This is a genomic window from Vibrio gelatinilyticus, from assembly GCF_022836845.1.
Classification (GTDB): domain Bacteria; phylum Pseudomonadota; class Gammaproteobacteria; order Enterobacterales; family Vibrionaceae; genus Vibrio; species Vibrio gelatinilyticus.
This window is the reverse complement of sequence record NZ_JAJNNZ010000002.1, coordinates 181,848-199,322: the sequence shown is the minus strand read 5'-3', so window position 1 is coordinate 199,322 and position 17,475 is coordinate 181,848. Positions and strand designations below refer to the sequence as shown.

Genomic DNA, 17,475 nt, shown 5'->3' with positions numbered 1-17,475 from the left:
CTTTATTGCAACTACCTTTTGTGATCATTGTCGCATTTGTGTGTGTATGTTGGGTGTGTGCAATAGTAAAGTGTGAGGGTGGTACTACTTTCTTTCGTGAGGGTTTGTATAATCGCCCACGCTTTTGAGCTTCTATGAGCTTTAAAAATTGTTACACGCCAATAAACAAATATAAGGAAGTCATAAACTATGAGCCTGTTTATGAGCCTGGTTGGTATGGCAGTATTGCTTGGTATTGCAGTACTACTATCAGATAACCGCAAAGCTATTAATTTCAGAACAGTGGGCGGCGCATTTGCAATTCAATTCAGTTTGGGTGCTTTTGTACTTTACGTTCCATGGGGGCGCGATCTACTAGCAGGATTCTCTGCTGGTGTGCAAAACGTAATCGACTACGGTAAAGATGGTATTGGTTTCCTTTTTGGAAGCTTAGTTAACTTCTCTGTAGACGGTATCGGTTTCATTTTTGCATTCCAAGTTCTTCCAACTGTTATCTTCTTCTCTGCCCTAATCTCAGTGCTTTACTATGTAGGTATCATGCAATGGGTGATTAAGATTCTTGGTGGTGCTCTTCAAAAAGCACTCGGAACGTCTCGTTCAGAATCTATGTCAGCAGCAGCAAACATTTTCGTTGGTCAAACAGAAGCGCCACTTGTTGTGCGTCCTTTTGTTCCTAAAATGACTCAATCAGAGCTTTTCGCTGTAATGTGTGGTGGTTTAGCTTCTGTTGCCGGTGGTGTTTTGGCGGGTTATGCGTCAATGGGTGTACCACTAGAGTACCTAGTTGCAGCGTCATTCATGGCTGCGCCAGGTGGTCTATTGTTCGCCAAGATCATTAAACCTGAAACTGATACACCGGTAGAAACAATCGATGCAGATATCGATGGCGGCGACGATAAGCCTGCTAACGTTATCGATGCAGCGGCTGGTGGTGCTTCAATGGGTCTTCAGCTAGCACTTAACATTGGTGCAATGCTACTTGCATTCATCGGTTTGATTGCACTAGTTAACGGCATCCTTGGTGGTGTTGGTGGCTGGGTTGGTATGCCAGATCTAACACTAGAATTGATTCTAGGTTACATCTTTGCTCCTCTAGCATTCGTTATCGGTGTTCCATGGGAAGAAGCAACGCTTGCGGGTACCTTCATTGGTCAGAAAACGGTTGTAAACGAATTTGTTGCTTACCTAAACTTCGTACCATATGTTGGTGACAATGCTCAAATCGTTGCGGCAACTGGTGAAGTGATGACAGAGAAGACTCGCGCGATCATTTCATTTGCACTTTGTGGCTTTGCGAACCTTTCTTCTATCGCAATTCTATTAGGTGGTTTAGGTGGCATTGCGCCAAATCGTCGCCACGACATCGCGAATATGGGTGTGAAAGCTGTTATTGCAGGTACGCTTTCTAACTTGATGGCAGCGACAATCGCTGGCTTCTTCTTGTCTTTCTAATTTAGAACGAGTTAAGAAGTATATAGACGCCATTTAACATCGCCCCGTAGCAAGAGATTGCTGCGGGGCTTTTTTGTTTTTAGCAGCAAGAAATTAGAACGGACATGAGCTTGTGTGCCAGAGGTGGTAAGAGTTCAGATGTTTTTTTGAGATACAAACCGTTTGCGTTTTAATCAGCACTACCGTTTCTGACAAGAGTTCTATACTGTATAAATCCAGTTTGTTTCACGCCAAATCAAAGCGTAAAATAAGCGGAGTAGCCAGTTCTCACTCTAGAATGAGTAAAGTGATTAAACCAATCGGGTACTGTGCGGTGACAAGGATTGCAATTGGTGTGTTCACCGAGTCTTCAAGGAACCAAGTCCGTTCATCTATTACCGACCTTAAAGGTCGGATGATTATTTGAATATATTGACCGGAGATAGATAGAAATGAGCGAATTAAAATCAGCAGCTCTACGTGCTTTAAAACTTATGGATTTAACGACACTAAATGAAGATGACACTGATGCAAAAGTGATCTCGTTGTGTCATGACGCTAAAACGCCGGTAGGCACTCCAGCGGCAATCTGTATCTACCCTCGCTTTATTCCTATCGCTAAGAAAACGCTACGCGAACAAGGTACTCCTGAAGTTAGAATCGCAACGGTAACGAACTTCCCACACGGCAATGACGATGTCGACATCGCTGTTGCTGAAACTAAGGCTGCTGTTGCTTACGGTGCCGATGAAGTGGACGTGGTGTTCCCTTACCGCGCTCTGATGGCAGGCAACGAAGATGTTGGCTTCGAGCTTGTTAAAAAGTGTAAAGAAGCCTGTGGTGACATTCTTTTGAAAGTCATTATCGAAACTGGTGAGCTTAAAGAAGAGGCGTTGATTAAGAAGGCGTCTGAAATTTGTATCGACGCGGGTGCTGACTTCATTAAAACTTCAACAGGTAAAGTGCCTGTCAATGCAACACCAGAATACGCTCGTATGATGCTAGAAGTTATTCGTGATAAAGGCGTTGCTAAAACGGTAGGCTTTAAGCCAGCAGGCGGTGTTCGCACAGCAGAAGATGCAGCAGCATACCTGGCGATGGCCGATGAGATCCTCGGTGGCGACTGGGTAGACAACATGCACTACCGCTTCGGCGCATCAAGCCTGTTGACCAACCTTCTAAATACATTAGAAGTCACTGATGAAACTGCTGACCCTTCAGCGTACTAATTCAGTTTGATTCTAAAGTGGCAGCCTAGGTTGCCACTGTCTCTCTATCCTACGACCCAAGCAGCAGCTAGGGGAGGCACTAATGTATTTACCACAAGAAATTATTCGAAAAAAACGCGACGGATTAGAGCTAACGGCTGATGAAATTAACTTTTTTATTCAGGGCGTTGCCAACGATAGCGTATCAGAAGCACAAATCGCAGCGTTTGCGATGACCATTTTCTTTAATGAAATGACTATGTCAGAACGAATTGCACTTACGTGTGCCATGCGTGATTCTGGCATGGTTATCGATTGGGCGCATATGAACTTCGGCGGCCCGATTGTTGATAAACACTCAACGGGTGGTGTGGGTGACGTAACGTCACTGATGCTTGGCCCTATGATTGCGGCCTGTGGCGGTTTTGTCCCAATGATTTCAGGACGTGGGCTTGGCCATACTGGCGGTACATTAGACAAATTAGAGTCGATTCCAGGTTACAACATTACCCCAACCAACGAGGTTTTTGGTCAGGTGACTAAAGATGCGGGTGTGGCGATCATCGGTCAGACTGGTGATTTGGCACCAGCGGATAAACGCGTGTACGCCACTCGTGATATTACCGCAACTGTCGACAATATCTCGTTGATTACAGCATCGATTCTATCCAAGAAACTCGCTGCAGGCTTAGAGTCTCTGGTGATGGATGTCAAAGTGGGTTCTGGGGCCTTTATGCCAACCTACGAGGCTTCAGAAGAGCTCGCGAAATCTATCGTGGCTGTTGCGAATGGAGCTGGAACCAAAACAACTGCCATTTTGACCGATATGAATCAGGTTCTGGCTTCATCTGCGGGTAATGCCGTCGAAGTTAAAGAAGCTGTTCAGTTTTTAACGGGTGAATATCGAAACCCACGTTTGTACGATGTCACTATGGCGCTGTGCAGCGAAATGTTGGTTTTGGCTAAATTAGCCGAGGATGCTGACAAGGCAACGCAGATGCTCAACGAGGTGCTAGACAACGGTAAAGCTGCTCAGTGCTTTGGTAAAATGGTCGCCGGATTAGGCGGGCCTGCAGACTTCGTAGAAAACTACGATAATTACCTACAGAAAGCAGAAATTATCAAGCCAGTTTATGCGCCGCAAGACGGCATAGTTTCTGCGATGGATACGCGCGCTATTGGTATGGCCGTTGTTGCAATGGGCGGGGGGCGCCGAGTATCTTCAGACAGCATTGATTACGCAGTAGGCTTTGAGCAGTTTATCCGTCTTGGCCAAGTAGCATGTGCAGAGAAACCGCTTGCGGTTATTCATGCTCGAACTGAAGCTCAATGGCAAGAAGCGGCAGAGGCGATTATCGCCTCTATGACGATCGGCGAACAAGCTTACGTCGAGACACCTAACGTATACCGCCAAATTCGAGCGGAAGACTTAGCATAGGGCGGGGAGTAATTATGAAACGTGCATTTATTTTGGTTCTAGATTCTTTTGGCATTGGCGAAACTGCTGATGCAGAGCAATTTGGTGATGTCGGAGCCGACACTATGGGCCATATTGCCGAGCGATGCGCTCAGGGCCAAGCTGACAATGAGCAGCGACAGGGCCCGCTTAACGTGCCAAACCTAACAAGGTTGGGCTTAGCAATGGCTCACAAAGAGTCTACAGGCTCACTTGCTCAGGGTTTACGTGACGATGTTGAAGTCATTGGCGCATACGGACACGCGGCAGAACTGTCATCGGGTAAAGATACGCCTTCGGGTCACTGGGAAATCGCAGGTGTTCCTGTGCTTTATGATTGGGGCTACTTTACGGATAAAGACAACAGCTTTCCAAAAGAGCTGACCGATCGCATTCTTGCAAGAGCAGGTTTATCGGGCTTTTTGGGGAATTGCCACGCATCGGGCACTCAAGTCTTAGATGATTTAGGCGAAGAACATATGAAAACAGGGCTACCTATTTTTTATACTTCGGCTGATTCAGTATTTCAAATTGCCTGCCATGAAGAAACGTTCGGCCTAGAGCGACTTTTAGAATTATGCCAAATTGCGCGTGAAGAGCTCGAAGATTACAACATTGGCCGCGTGATTGCTCGACCATTTATCGGCACAGGTAAAGGTCAGTTTGAACGAACCGGCAATCGTCGAGATCTTTCTGTTGAGCCGCCAGCAGCTACGGTTCTGTCTAAGCTCGTCGATGAGAAGCAAGGTGAAGTTGTGTCAATCGGTAAGATTGCGGACATCTATGCCAATTGTGGCATCACTCAAAAGTTCAAGGCGACGGGTATCCCTGCTCTGTTTGATGCGACGTTAGAACAGATTAAAGCGGCTAAAGACAATACGATTGTCTTTACTAATTTCGTTGATTTTGATTCTGCCTACGGCCATCGCCGTGATGTCGCTGGCTATGCTGGCGCGCTAGAGTATTTCGATATTCGTTTGCCAGAGGTTCTGGCGTTAATGGAAGACGATGATATTCTCATCTTGACGGCTGACCACGGCTGCGATCCAACATGGCCAGGTAGTGATCACACACGTGAGCACATCCCAGTCGTAGTGTATGGGAAAAAAGTACCAGCGGGGTCACTTGGACGCCGTGAGAGCTTTGCGGACATTGGCCAAAGTTTAGCAAGCTATTTTGATACTTCGGCTATGGAATACGGTAAGAGCTTTCTATAGTCAGAAATGAATGACAAAAGTCATTAAGTAATTAAAAGCTGACTTATTTATAAAGCAGCTTTATTTCGTTAACATCTTCGCTCTTTAGGGATGAACTAAAGAGCAACACTTGAAAGGAAATGAACATGGCGACTCCTCATATCAACGCAGAAATGGGCGCTTTTGCTGACGTAGTATTGATGCCTGGCGATCCGTTGCGTGCTAAATATATTGCTGAGACTTTTTTAGACGATGCTGTTCAGGTTTGTGATGTTCGCAATATGTACGGTTACACTGGAACTTACAAAGGTCGCCGAATTTCAGTGATGGGACACGGTATGGGCATTCCTTCGTGCTCAATCTATGTCACGGAGCTTATCAAAGACTTCGGCGTGAAGAAAATCATCCGTGTTGGTAGCTGTGGTGCGGTAAGTGAAGACATCAAAGTTCGTGATGTTGTTATTGGTATGGGCGCATGCACCGATTCAAAAGTAAACCGTATTCGTTTTAAAGATCATGATTTTGCTGCGATCGCAGATTATCATATGGTTAAGAATGCAGAAGAAGCGGCAAAAGCTCGCGGTATCGATGTTAAAGTGGGTAACTTGTTTTCTGCAGAGCTTTTCTACACTCCCGACCCAGAGATGTTCGACGTCATGGATAAGTACGGCATCGTCGGTGTAGAGATGGAAGCCGCTGGTATTTATGGTGTTGCTGCGGAATACGGTGCGAAAGCACTCGCGATTTGCACCGTATCAGACCATATCAAAACGGGTGAGCAAACAACCTCTGATGAGCGCGCCACCACATTCAACGAGATGATGGAAATTGCATTAGACTCAGTACTGTTAGGCGATTAATGCCCAATAGAGTCTGCAAAAAAGAGCGCCCCTAGAGGCGCTCTTTTTTTTGCAGTGATTTAAGGCTGCTTGAGTAGAAGGTTCTCTTCTTTATTTTTACGTTTTTTGGTGATCAAAGGCATTAAGATTAACCCGCACAAAAAACTCATTAATATCATGGTATACATATAACGATCGCTTTTTCTGTAGTGGTGATCAGAGATGGCGGTTACTTTGCCTGTTTCAAAGGTAATTCGAATAAAACCAATAATCGTGCCTTCTTTAATTATGGGTTCGACTAGCTGCTGGCGACCTATGCTTGCTGTCGATAAGGGAGTGTCTAACCCCAAGACTTCACGCGCAGAGACCGCGTCATTGCTTGCTGCGAGCTTAACCCCTTCTGCATTATAGACAGTAGCATCAAGAACAAGGCGCTCTTTTGCCAATTGGTTGGTGAGAGTGCCAAGACGCTCTTGGTCTTGATTTGCAATCATTTGGCTAGCAGACAGAGAGGCCTGAGAAACCAGTACTTTGCTTAGAACTTCCAACTGATTATTTTGAATTCGCTCGTTACCCTGACTGATAACAAAACTGTTGGTGGCAATGAAAAAAACCATGGCACCGATAAGAGACAAGGCAAAGATGCGTAAAAAGTTTCGAAATGAAAACAGCGATTCATCCATATTAAGCCCAATAGAAAGAAGAAATTGCGAATTGAACCATATTGAGACTTGCACAACCAAATTGCAATAGGGTAACGTCTTGGTAAATCATTATGGAATAGCAAACATGGATCAAGTTAAAAGTATATCAATTCAAAGGCGTATCCCGTTAAGAGTACGCTTTCCCGAGACCCAGCATGCCACGCAGCACGAAAAGTCGAGAGCATCTTGGATTGTATTCTCAGAGCATCTTTCACCCAAACACTTTGATGATATAGATTTCTTTACCGGAACCTTCAATAAAGTGTTGGATATTTGGCAGGTGGGTGTTTATGAGGTGGCTTTGATGTCGGGTGTTATGACACAAGAGCATCAAACTATCCTAACAGAGCTAGGTATTGATTATGCTGTGTTACACGATGTGCCAGACATGACGCGCCCAGGTGTGATTGTTTTGGATATGGACTCGACCGCGATAGAGATTGAGTGTATTGATGAAATTGCCAAGCTTGCTGGTGTTGGAGAGCAGGTGTCAGAAGTGACCGAAAGAGCGATGCAGGGTGAGCTGGATTTCGAGCAGAGCCTTCGCCAAAGGGTTGCGGCTCTTGCTGGTGCTGATGAAGCGATATTGACGCAGGTACGAGATCAATTGCCGATGATGCCTGAGCTCAAAGAGATGATTAAAACATTGCAATCTTTTGGCTGGAAAACCGCGATAGCGTCAGGTGGATTTACCTATTTCTCGGATTATTTACATCAAGAGTTGCAATTGGACTTTTCTCAGTCAAATACCTTAGAGATCGTCAATGGCCAGCTGACGGGGAAAGTGCTGGGAGATGTGGTTACAGCACAAAAAAAAGCCGATATTCTTTTGGCTTTAGCTGATCAGTACGAAGTTGAAGCACACAACACGATCGCTGTGGGTGATGGTGCCAATGACTTAGTGATGATGAATGCGGCAGGATTAGGTATTGCTTATCATGCTAAACCAAAAGTAGAACAGCAAGCTCAGATCGCAATACGCCATGCAGGGCTAGGCGGGGTTGTGTGCGTGCTCTCAGGACTGTTAGCAAAGCATAAAAAAGTATCTTGGTAACTTGTCAAAAGAGCATGACCGTGGTCATGCTCTTTTTCTATTGGCTTTAATTTAATTCCAAACGAATAAGTACTTCTTCGGTGATATCAACCAACTCACAGTATCCATGAATCGAATTCATTTCATTTTCCAAATTTCGGGCATGAGTTAGGCTCAGAGCGAGTAGTTCGTTGATGTCTTTTCTTAGTAACACGGTTAAAGGATCGAACACCGGAGAGCAAGACAAGCGAAGAACGTACAACTCCCCTAAGCTTAGAGCATGTTTAACAAATTGAATACGCTCTCTGGCAGACGGAAAGTCACTCCTTAATTTAGTATGAACAGCCTGAATACGGTCACCGAACTTAAGCGCAGCGATGTACACTTCGCAGTGCACTGGCTCTGCACCCAGTCGTTTTTTCATCGAGTTGACCAATAAACTGTTGCTTCGCCCTTTGAATATCGGTTGCAATGAAAGCTTATGATTGTGACCAAGCCGCTCGAATAACTGCAGGTATCCGGGTAGCGGGTAGTTGACACCTATCGCTCTGGTTTTAAGCGAGGAGCCTCTTCTATCTACGTAAATGGGGGTACTCACCATTTTGCTGAGCAGAACGTTGTGCATCGATTCAAGAAGTTCAGCGCTTGGTAGACTCTCTTCTTTTTCAATCAATGTGTCTCGGTTGTTGTCTATGATGCCATTGAGGAAAGCGATGGTTTTTATTGTCTTACCATTCTCTTCTATCGCCAGATGAACCTGCTTACAGTCATCAGAAAAGCGAACAACTCGGTACGGCACGCGGTTTAAAGGCAGCTTATCGTTGTACAGCTTAAGCTCAATATAATCGACGTTTACAAGCGAATTGGTCGGCAAAGAAAGCGGCAGCGCCAATTCAATGCTTAAGCCGCGCTTCGAAATATCGATAGTATGTGCAGAGATAGCGGGTTGTCCGTCGATGAGCAGTGACAATGGTGAGCGAAATTGATAACGAGGCTCTTTACGGCGCGATAATGCATCAAAATAGATGCCCCTTGGCTGAGTCGTCTTTCTGGGGTGGCGAAATTTGCCCAGTTCACTGCTAGAAAGGCGAGGCTTTTCAGTCAAAAGATAGTCCAGTGCCGAAGTATCATCACTGATTTCTCGTAATATTCCGCAATGTGTGAGTGTGTTCGAGTCTTGTGCTAATTCAGAGCTGTGAGCGGATAGCTGAGAGATTTCTTTGTCAGATAATTCAAACACCGACAAATGAAACGCTCTCCAGCTTTTCTTTTTGGCACCAATATGCCAAAACAGTTGGCGTTCTTCTCGAGAGGCTTCTGGCATCATCATTGAGTAAAACAATGTCATGCCTTGGTGTTCATGGGTAAAGGAATAGAGCACATTGCTACAGCCTTTAATCCCCGCCTTTACCAGCAAGGCCATACGCTCTGGGGAGAACAGATTTCCTATCGCCTGTTGATTACGTTCATCATGCCAATAGTTCCAAATACTGTGATTATTTTCTGTGAGTAGTGCGACCTTGAGTTGCTCGCCACTGAAAAACAAGGGTAAGTTACAGGCATGTTTGAGATAGGTGTGCTCAAATCCCCGAGTTCTGGCTCGAGTGATTTTGTCTTGATTGTTGTGACGAATTTTTTTGGTTTCGGTATTGAGGTGTTGCTCTACGACCAACTCAATGGCATCAGTCGGCGTGAGTCTTAAGGTACGCAAAAACTTAACGGGCGATATGCCATGAACCCCTTCGACACCAAGCACTCGATACTCTATTGGCTTCTGGATGTCTTTGATTTTGTCATTTTTTGCTAGCTCGTTAAAAGAGACACTAATGACTTCTCCCAGATTGTAGTCAAAGGTGCCAGGTACTTTGAATTTCGCGCCCGCTCCGGATAAATCAACGGTTACACCGTGAGCTGTTTCACCATTGCTCAGCGTGATAGCAATTTGAGAGGTCAGCTTTAGGCGATTTTCACGACGCAATAGATCGTAGCCTAGGTTAATAGGCTCAGCTTCAAAAGGGCTGTTGGGATCAGTGAGGTCACTTTCCAGAGTCAGAGGTTTGCCTCGAACGCCCTGTGCTAGACTTGGCTGACTTACTAGGCTTTCCCAAACGCCTTCGGTATATCCACCAAACTTTTTCACCAATTTGTGGTATTGATTAAAAGCTCGGTCATCAAGCCAATGAGAGATGCCATCCAATAGGTATTCCTGACAGTCTTGCGACAGTCGACCTCGCAGGTCAATGCGTTTTTGGCTTGGGGTCATGATGCGGTTAAGCTCCATCTTAACCAACAATTTTGCGGACGGTGATACCCCTTCGGTCAGCTGAAGGAGAACGTGCTCGAAATCGTCAGCTTGGTAAGCTGGGATTAATTTTTCAGTTAATGAAAGAATCTCGGATTGCTGCATAAGATTTGGTAGAGTATCCCTCTCGTGATGAATTCGCCATAACTCGCATAGACTCATGTTCCATTATCGGCAGAGATTTATAGCCCTTAAAGGTTTGTTTCGAAAACTGTGAGTTAGGTATTGTCGAACGAGTTTGCGCTATTTCGCAATGATTATTTGTGATCCGCTTTCAAATTTTCAGACCGCTTCAATGTCTTATTGAAACGGTATGCACCGATATTAACAGTAAAAGGATTAAAGAAAACTCGTTATGGCTAAGGCAAAAAGAGCTTATGTATGTAATGACTGTGGTGCAGACTTTCCCCGCTGGCAGGGGCAGTGTAATGCTTGCGGTGCTTGGAATACGATTAGCGAGGTGAGACTGGCGGCGTCACCTCAAGTCGCTCGCAATGAGCGTTTATCAGGTTATGCGGGTGCTGCCGAGTCGCAAGTGCAGACTTTGTCTGACATCGATTTACAAGAAGTGCCTCGTTTTACCAGTGGCTTCCAAGAGTTTGACCGTGTGCTGGGCGGGGGAGTGGTACCAGGGGCTGCAATACTAATCGGCGGTAATCCAGGCGCAGGGAAATCCACCTTACTATTACAAACCATGTGTCGATTGTCTGCACAAATGCCGACGCTGTATGTGACTGGTGAAGAATCCTTGCAACAGGTTGCGATGAGGGCATCAAGGCTAGGGCTCCCTAAAGAGCACTTGAAGATGCTATCAGAAACCAATGTCGATCGTATTTGCCAAGTTGCCGAAAAGGAACAGCCTAAATTGGTGGTTATTGACTCGATACAAGTAATGCATGTATCGGATGTGCAATCGTCTCCGGGTAGTATCGCTCAAGTGAGGGAGTCGGCGACAGCGTTAACTCGTTACGCTAAGCAAAATAATGTGGCTATTTTTATTGTGGGTCACGTTACTAAAGATGGTACTCTTGCCGGCCCCAAAGTTCTTGAGCATATTATTGACTGTTCGGTGTTACTCGATGGTGGTGCAGACAGCCGCTTTAGAACAATGCGCAGCCATAAGAACCGATTTGGGGCGGTGAATGAGCTGGGTGTGTTCGCTATGACAGGGCAAGGTCTAAAAGAAGTCAGTAATCCATCGGCTATCTTCTTATCTCGAGGTGATGAAGAAACCTCGGGCAGTTCGGTTATGGTTGTTTGGGAAGGTACCCGACCATTATTGGTGGAAATTCAAGCGTTAGTCGATTACAGTCAGCTGGCCAATCCACGACGCGTATCCGTAGGATTAGATCAAAACCGTCTGTCCCTTCTGTTGGCCGTGTTGCATAAACACGGTGGATTACAGATGGCAGACCAAGATGTGTTCGTTAACGTGGTGGGTGGTGTAAAGGTGACTGAGACCAGTGCTGATCTGGCATTGGTTATGGCACTGCTTTCAAGTTTTAGAGACCGAGTGTTACCGAAAGATGTGGTTATTTTTGGTGAAGTCGGTCTTGCGGGTGAAATTCGTCCAGTTCCAAGTGGGCAAGAACGTTTGATGGAAGCCTTTAAACATGGCTTTACCAAAGCGATTGTTCCGATGGCGAATATGCCAAAAGGCGGTGTGGAAGGAATGCAAATCCACGGCGTGAAAAAATTGTCTGACGCAATTTCGGCATTTGATGAGCTGTAAGTGCCGTGAAAGTCAGTCGAGATTGATTTTTGTACGGTGAATTCGGTCAATTTTACGAATTATTATCGAAATATCACAGATAACGGCTAAAATTAATTCCGAACTAAGTAAACACAAGTGTTCGGTACAGGCCCCATATAATAGGGCTTGCGAGAGCACGACTTGAACGAGCCGTTGTTTCAGACAACGGCTTGATAACTTTTTTTTAAAGCAAATGCACGCAATGCTATCCGTCTTGACAGATTGTGATATACTCTGCGCGCATTTTATATCCTATTAACAGAGTAAAACGATGACTGATTTATCAAAATACAGAAATATTGGTATTTTCGCGCACGTTGATGCGGGTAAAACCACTACAACTGAGCGTATTCTTAAACTGACTGGCCAAATCCATAAGACTGGTGAAGTTCATGATGGTGAATCAACTACCGACTTCATGGAACAGGAAGCTGAGCGCGGAATTACTATCCAGTCAGCGGCAGTTAGCTGTTTTTGGAACGATCACCGTTTGAACGTTATCGATACTCCTGGACACGTTGACTTTACAGTTGAAGTATATCGTTCACTTAAAGTACTTGATGGCGGTATCGGTGTATTCTGTGGTTCTGGTGGTGTTGAGCCTCAATCAGAAACTAACTGGCGTTACGCTAACGAATCAGAAGTATCTCGTCTGATCTTCGTTAACAAACTAGACCGTATGGGTGCTGACTTCTTTAACGTTGTTGACCAAGTTAAAAACGTTCTAGGTGCTAACCCACTAGTTATGGTTCTACCTATCGGCCGCGAAGATGACTTCGTTGGTGTTGTAGACCTTCTAAGCCGTAAAGCATACGTTTGGGACGATTCTGGTCTTCCAGAAAACTACGAAGTTAAAGATGTTCCAGCGGACATGGTTGATGACGTTGAACAGTACCGTGAAGAGCTAATCGAAACGGCTGTTGAGCAAGACGACGACCTAATGGAAGCGTACATGGAAGGTGAAGAGCCTTCTATCGAAGACATCAAGCGTTGTATCCGTAAAGGTACTCGTGACCTAGCGTTCTTCCCAACATTCTGTGGTTCTGCATTTAAGAACAAGGGTGTTCAGATCGTTCTTGATGCTGTAGTTGATTACCTACCTGCTCCAACAGAAGTAGAACCTCAACCACTAACAGACAAAGAAACTGGCGAACCAACTGGTGAAGTTGCGACAGTATCTGCTGATGAGCCACTACGTGCGCTAGCGTTCAAAATCATGGACGACCGCTTCGGTGCTCTAACGTTCATCCGTATTTACTCAGGTAAACTAAACAAGGGTGACACTATTCTTAACGCTGCAACTGGTAAAACAGAGCGTATCGGCCGTATGGTTGAGATGCAAGCAGATGAGCGTAACGAACTTACTTCAGCTCAAGCGGGTGACATCATCGCTGTAGTTGGTATGAAGAACGTTCAAACTGGTCACACTCTATGTGATGTTAAGCACGAGTGTACGCTTGAGCCAATGATCTTCCCAACACCAGTAATCTCAATCGCTGTAACTCCAAAAGACAAAGGCGGTTCTGAGAAAATGGGTATCGCGATCGGTAAAATGGTTGCAGAAGATCCATCTTTCCAAGTTGAAACTGACGAAGAAACTGGCGAAACCATCCTTAAAGGTATGGGTGAGCTTCACCTAGACATTAAAGTTGACATCCTTAAGCGTACTTACGGTGTTGACCTAACTGTTGGTGCTCCTCAAGTTGCTTACCGTGAAACTATCACTCAAGCAATTGAAGATAGCTACACGCACAAGAAACAGTCTGGTGGTTCTGGTCAATTCGGTAAGATCGATTACCGTATCAAGCCTGGCGAAGCTGGTTCTGGTTTCTCGTTCAAATCAACAGTTGTTGGTGGTAACGTACCTAAGGAATTCTGGCCTGCAGTTGAAAAAGGCTTTGCTGGAATGATGGACAACGGTGTTCTTGCTGGCTTCCCAACGCTAGACGTTGAAGTTGAACTATTCGACGGTGGCTTCCACGCAGTTGACTCATCTGCAATCGCATTTGAAATCGCAGCGAAAGGCGCATTCCGTCAGTCTATGCCTAAAGCAGGCGCACAACTTCTTGAGCCTATCATGAACGTTGACGTGTTCACTCCAGACGATCACGTAGGTGACGTTATCGGTGACCTTAACCGTCGTCGTGGTATGATCAAAGACCAACAAGCTGGCGCTACTGGTGTTCGTATTAAAGCTGACGTACCTCTTTCTGAGATGTTCGGCTACATCGGTCACCTACGTACAATCACTTCTGGTCGTGGCCAATTCTCTATGGAATTCGCTCACTACGCACCGTGTCCAATGAACGTTGCAGAAGAAGTTATTGCTAAAGTTAAAGAAGAGAAAGCAAACAAGTAATTGTTTGATTAATCTTTAAAAAAACCCGCCTTATGGCGGGTTTTTTATGTGTGGCATCCGACTTATAAATAAAAAGAGCTGCCAATGGCAGCTCAAATCTAAGATGTTGGTAATGTGAGTTTACTCTTCCCACACTACCAATTTGTCTTTCGGCCAGTTTTGGCCCATTTCGTGATATTTCTGCTCTAGAAGGTGACGCTTAATCTTTAAGGTTGGTGTCAAAATACCGTTTTCGATACTCCACGGGTCTTTGATCATCAACACCCCTTTGATTTGCTCATGCGATTCTAATTCTGAATTCATACGCTTAACCACGCGTGCAGCTGTCCGTTCATACCTTTCTTTGTCAAAGTTAGGGAAGTCGTGTGGCACAACCAATAGGATAGGGGCAGGTAATCCAAGACCAATGAGACACATCATCTCAACGCGGCTATATTCAAATAGTTTATTCTCAATCGGTACCGGAGCGACGAACTTACCCTTCGCAGTTTTAAAGGTGTCTTTTTTACGCCCTTGGATCTTCAGGTAACCATCGGTATCGATATAACCAATGTCTCCGGTGTGCAGCCAACCTTCATCATCAAAACTTTCTTGCGTTGCAATATCATTTTTATAGTAGCCCGAAAACATCCCCTTACTGCGAACCATGATTTCGTCGTCATGTTCAATTTTGAGTTCGATCCCCGGTCCTGCATTACCAACAGATCCAATTTTATCCGCTCTAAACGGGTGGTTAAGGGTACTATAAGCGAACGTTTCCGTCATTCCCCAGGCTTCGGTAATATTGAGCCCAACACTGTGATACCAATCAAGAAGAGCAGGAGAGACAGGCGCTGACCCACAGCCTAGGACTCGAGCTTGGTCTAACCCTAAACCATCCGCCAACTTCTTCTTAATGAGCGTATTTACAAACGGTATCTTGAGTAAAAGGTTTAGTTTTTTCGGCGGCAACTTGTCTTGAATACGTTGCTGGAACAGTGTCCAAAGTCTTGGTACAGAAATAAACAATGTAGGGCGATGCATTTTTACGTCTTCGATAAAGGTATCGAGAGACTCAGGAAAGGCGGTTTGTACGCCACCCAAAATAGAAGAACCATAAATGTACACTCGCTCGGTAATGTGAGCGAGCGGTAAATATGAGAATAATCGATCGTTCGGCTCGATGCCGATGTGATCAATTAATCGTTGAACTGACCAGCAAAACGCTCCGTAGGTGAGCATTGCACCTTTTGGAAGCCCTGAGGTTCCAGAGGTATAGACAATTGACATCAACTTATCTTCATGGTGTTTAGGTCGCGTTTGAGAAGGCGCGTTTTCGGCAACCAGTTGCTCAAAACTGTATTGGCATTGAGGCGCACTGTCATAGGGCAAGGAAATTGAGATGACATCCGATAGTTTTTCCATGACTTGAGAGGTGGCGGTGGCGTCATCAAGTTTTCCGGCAATTAGGATCTTACTTTCACTATGAGTAATGCAATACTCTATGGTGTCTGCACCGGCCGTCGGGAATATCGGCACACTGATAAAGTCACCGAGCATAAAGGCTAGATCGCAGATAAACCACTCAGCACAGTTTTTTGAAACCAGCGCTATTTTGTCACCGGGCTTAGCCCCTAAACCATTTAATGCACTCACCAGTTTCAGAGCCTTATCAGCGACGTCACTATAAGTGAAGTCAACAAATTGTCTGTTGATGATTTGTTTTAGGTAAACTTCATTTGGTCTCTCCTGCGCCCATTTAAGAAGCATTTCATTGGGAGGGGTAAACGTAGTCTGTGAAGAGCTTGAAATTGGATTAGGCTGAATCATTCGTTAACTCCATTAAAAGGTAGAACGATAAATTATGGTTATTATTGTGTTAAGATATTGTTAATATAGATTATGTTAGCGATATATTTAAAAGTCTGCAAGTGTGTTGGTGGATGCTTTTCGTGGGGCAATGCACAATATTTGAGTAAAAACTCCAATGCAACGTTTGCTGACTCATCAAATTAAGGCCGTTTTGGCGCCTTTAAACGCTGTCCATGATGGACTTAATCGTTTGTTGTTCGCTGCGTAATGCATCTACGCACATGCTGTCAATTTTTCCCTGTGATACTTTCTTCTCTAGCTCCAGCAGTGCGTAACTTACGGACCAGGGTTGACTGTAAGTTCGTTCGCTCGTCAAGGCGTCAAAAATGTTAGCAACGGTCACAATGCGCGCAGCAAGAGGTGGCGTTTCGTTTCTCGGGTAGCCACTGCCATCCAGATAACAATGGTGATAGCGAATGACTTGATTTAATAAATGACTGCTTGGATGTGACTCATTCCCATAGTGATGCGCATAGTGGTGGAGTACATTTGCACCCTGTTTGACACTTTTTTTGAGATTGCTACTCGTGTCGTTGCTAGGCTCCCATGTTATGTCGTATTGCGTACTAAGCACCGAATACTTACCAATATCATGCAGAGCGCCACAATGGGCGATATGATGAAGTGTTTCATCATCAAGCCAGCCCTGAACCGCCAAATGGTTGGCAATAACCTCGCTATAAAGCCCAACGCGTGTGCTATGTGCAATTGAGTCGCAGGCATCATTAAAGGCTGAATGCTTAATATTTTCGTGCACGATTTTTAATGTGTTGAGGTAATCCCATTCTCCCTGCACCAGATCTAGAACTTGCTGGCTATATTCATATATCCCTTGCTGAGTTAGGCGATCAAAGTGGTTGGCATCAGATGCGTTGTAAAATAGAACTCCGACAAAACTGTTTTGATCAAATAGTGGTACGGTTAAAGAAGATTGGTAGGGTTGCTGACGTAGCCAAAGAGAGTGCTCGTTACTGGGAGAGATCTCTTGTCGAATATTGCCAATCGAGCGATTATTGTTTCGTAATATACATTTACCCAATGAGCTATGTGGGTCTATCGGTGCGCTGTAATGGGTAATCGCATGTCCATGATAGGTGCTGTACAAGTAGGTTTTTAAAGTTGTTCGTTCATCGTCGTACAGAGCAACCGACATGCGTGAGACAGTGGGTTGCTCTATTCGTAGCTTGGCATGAATAGCCGCTAGAGCCATATTCAAAGATGTAGGGGAGATCGCTTGTTTCTGAGCAATAGAGTAAGCATGCTTGGCCACATTCAGCTCCTTGAATTACCGACGTGTACAGTAAGGCAGGGCAGCATTGGGTCGACAACGGTGAACTCGCCCC

The 17,475-nt window shown here is 45.1% G+C and carries 12 protein-coding genes; 8 read left to right on the top strand and 4 right to left on the bottom strand.

Translation table 11 applies throughout. The features are described from left to right. The first annotated feature begins 189 nt into the window (after positions 1-189). The 5 genes from LNL84_RS03030 (at position 190) to deoD (ending at position 6,151) form a co-directional block, all read left to right on the top strand. Positions 190-1,452: a NupC/NupG family nucleoside CNT transporter gene (locus tag LNL84_RS03030; protein WP_244355187.1), complete on the top strand. Its 1,263-nt coding sequence runs from the start codon at positions 190-192 to the stop codon at positions 1,450-1,452. Between the two features lie 431 nt (positions 1,453-1,883). Further along, positions 1,884-2,660 (top strand): deoxyribose-phosphate aldolase, encoded by a 777-nt coding sequence (gene deoC, locus LNL84_RS03025; RefSeq protein WP_244355185.1) that lies wholly within the window; start codon positions 1,884-1,886, stop codon positions 2,658-2,660. An 82-nt stretch (positions 2,661-2,742) separates the two neighbouring features. Then, entirely contained in the window at positions 2,743-4,077 is a 1,335-nt protein-coding gene (gene deoA, locus LNL84_RS03020) for a thymidine phosphorylase (protein ID WP_244355183.1), read from the top strand. A 14-nt stretch (positions 4,078-4,091) separates the two neighbouring features. After that, positions 4,092-5,312: a phosphopentomutase gene (locus tag LNL84_RS03015; RefSeq protein ID WP_244355181.1), complete on the top strand. Its 1,221-nt coding sequence runs from the start codon at positions 4,092-4,094 to the stop codon at positions 5,310-5,312. A gap of 125 nt (positions 5,313-5,437) precedes the next feature. Then, positions 5,438-6,151 carry a purine-nucleoside phosphorylase gene (gene deoD / locus LNL84_RS03010; RefSeq protein ID WP_244355179.1) on the top strand — a complete coding sequence of 238 codons (714 nt, stop codon included), beginning with the start codon at positions 5,438-5,440 and terminating at the stop codon, positions 6,149-6,151. Between the two features lie 59 nt (positions 6,152-6,210). On the opposite strand, the gene LNL84_RS03005 is transcribed toward deoD, so the two are convergent. Next, positions 6,211-6,813, bottom strand: a complete 603-nt coding sequence (locus LNL84_RS03005; RefSeq protein WP_244355177.1) for a YtjB family periplasmic protein — start codon at positions 6,811-6,813, stop codon at positions 6,211-6,213. A 106-nt stretch (positions 6,814-6,919) separates the two neighbouring features. Here LNL84_RS03005 and serB point away from each other — a divergent pair, with 106 nt between their 5' ends. Next, on the top strand, positions 6,920-7,888 hold the full coding sequence (gene serB, locus LNL84_RS03000; RefSeq protein ID WP_244355175.1) for a phosphoserine phosphatase: 969 nt from the start codon (positions 6,920-6,922) through the stop codon (positions 7,886-7,888). A 46-nt stretch (positions 7,889-7,934) separates the two neighbouring features. Here the strand turns inward: serB and LNL84_RS02995 are convergent, their stop codons facing one another. Beyond that, a complete protein-coding gene (locus LNL84_RS02995; RefSeq protein ID WP_244355174.1) occupies positions 7,935-10,274 on the bottom strand; it encodes a PilZ domain-containing protein in 2,340 nt (779 codons plus the stop codon). Positions 10,275-10,524: 250 nt separating this feature from the next. Between LNL84_RS02995 and radA the strand changes: the two genes are divergently transcribed. Then, a complete protein-coding gene (gene radA / locus LNL84_RS02990) occupies positions 10,525-11,901 on the top strand; it encodes a DNA repair protein RadA (RefSeq protein ID WP_244355172.1) in 1,377 nt (458 codons plus the stop codon). A 292-nt stretch (positions 11,902-12,193) separates the two neighbouring features. Further along, positions 12,194-14,281: an elongation factor G gene (gene fusA / locus LNL84_RS02985; protein ID WP_244355170.1), complete on the top strand. Its 2,088-nt coding sequence runs from the start codon at positions 12,194-12,196 to the stop codon at positions 14,279-14,281. 120 nt (positions 14,282-14,401) lie between these two features. On the opposite strand, the gene LNL84_RS02980 is transcribed toward fusA, so the two are convergent. Next, on the bottom strand, positions 14,402-16,090 hold the full coding sequence (locus LNL84_RS02980; RefSeq protein ID WP_244355168.1) for an AMP-binding protein: 1,689 nt from the start codon (positions 16,088-16,090) through the stop codon (positions 14,402-14,404). A gap of 202 nt (positions 16,091-16,292) precedes the next feature. Beyond that, positions 16,293-17,402: an HD domain-containing phosphohydrolase gene (locus LNL84_RS02975; protein WP_244355166.1), complete on the bottom strand. Its 1,110-nt coding sequence runs from the start codon at positions 17,400-17,402 to the stop codon at positions 16,293-16,295. Positions 17,403-17,475 lie beyond the last annotated feature (73 nt).

Coding starts and splice junctions, on each gene's coding strand:
- deoD (WP_244355179.1), top strand. CDS start 5,438: ATGGCGACTCCTCATATCAACGCAGAAATGGGCGCTTTTGCTGACGTA.
- LNL84_RS03005 (WP_244355177.1), bottom strand. CDS start 6,813: ATGGATGAATCGCTGTTTTCATTTCGAAACTTTTTACGCATCTTTGCC.
- LNL84_RS03030 (WP_244355187.1), top strand. CDS start 190: ATGAGCCTGTTTATGAGCCTGGTTGGTATGGCAGTATTGCTTGGTATT.
- LNL84_RS02980 (WP_244355168.1), bottom strand. CDS start 16,090: ATGATTCAGCCTAATCCAATTTCAAGCTCTTCACAGACTACGTTTACC.
- deoC (WP_244355185.1), top strand. CDS start 1,884: ATGAGCGAATTAAAATCAGCAGCTCTACGTGCTTTAAAACTTATGGAT.
- LNL84_RS02995 (WP_244355174.1), bottom strand. CDS start 10,274: ATGCAGCAATCCGAGATTCTTTCATTAACTGAAAAATTAATCCCAGCT.
- radA (WP_244355172.1), top strand. CDS start 10,525: ATGGCTAAGGCAAAAAGAGCTTATGTATGTAATGACTGTGGTGCAGAC.
- deoA (WP_244355183.1), top strand. CDS start 2,743: ATGTATTTACCACAAGAAATTATTCGAAAAAAACGCGACGGATTAGAG.
- LNL84_RS03015 (WP_244355181.1), top strand. CDS start 4,092: ATGAAACGTGCATTTATTTTGGTTCTAGATTCTTTTGGCATTGGCGAA.
- serB (WP_244355175.1), top strand. CDS start 6,920: ATGGATCAAGTTAAAAGTATATCAATTCAAAGGCGTATCCCGTTAAGA.
- fusA (WP_244355170.1), top strand. CDS start 12,194: ATGACTGATTTATCAAAATACAGAAATATTGGTATTTTCGCGCACGTT.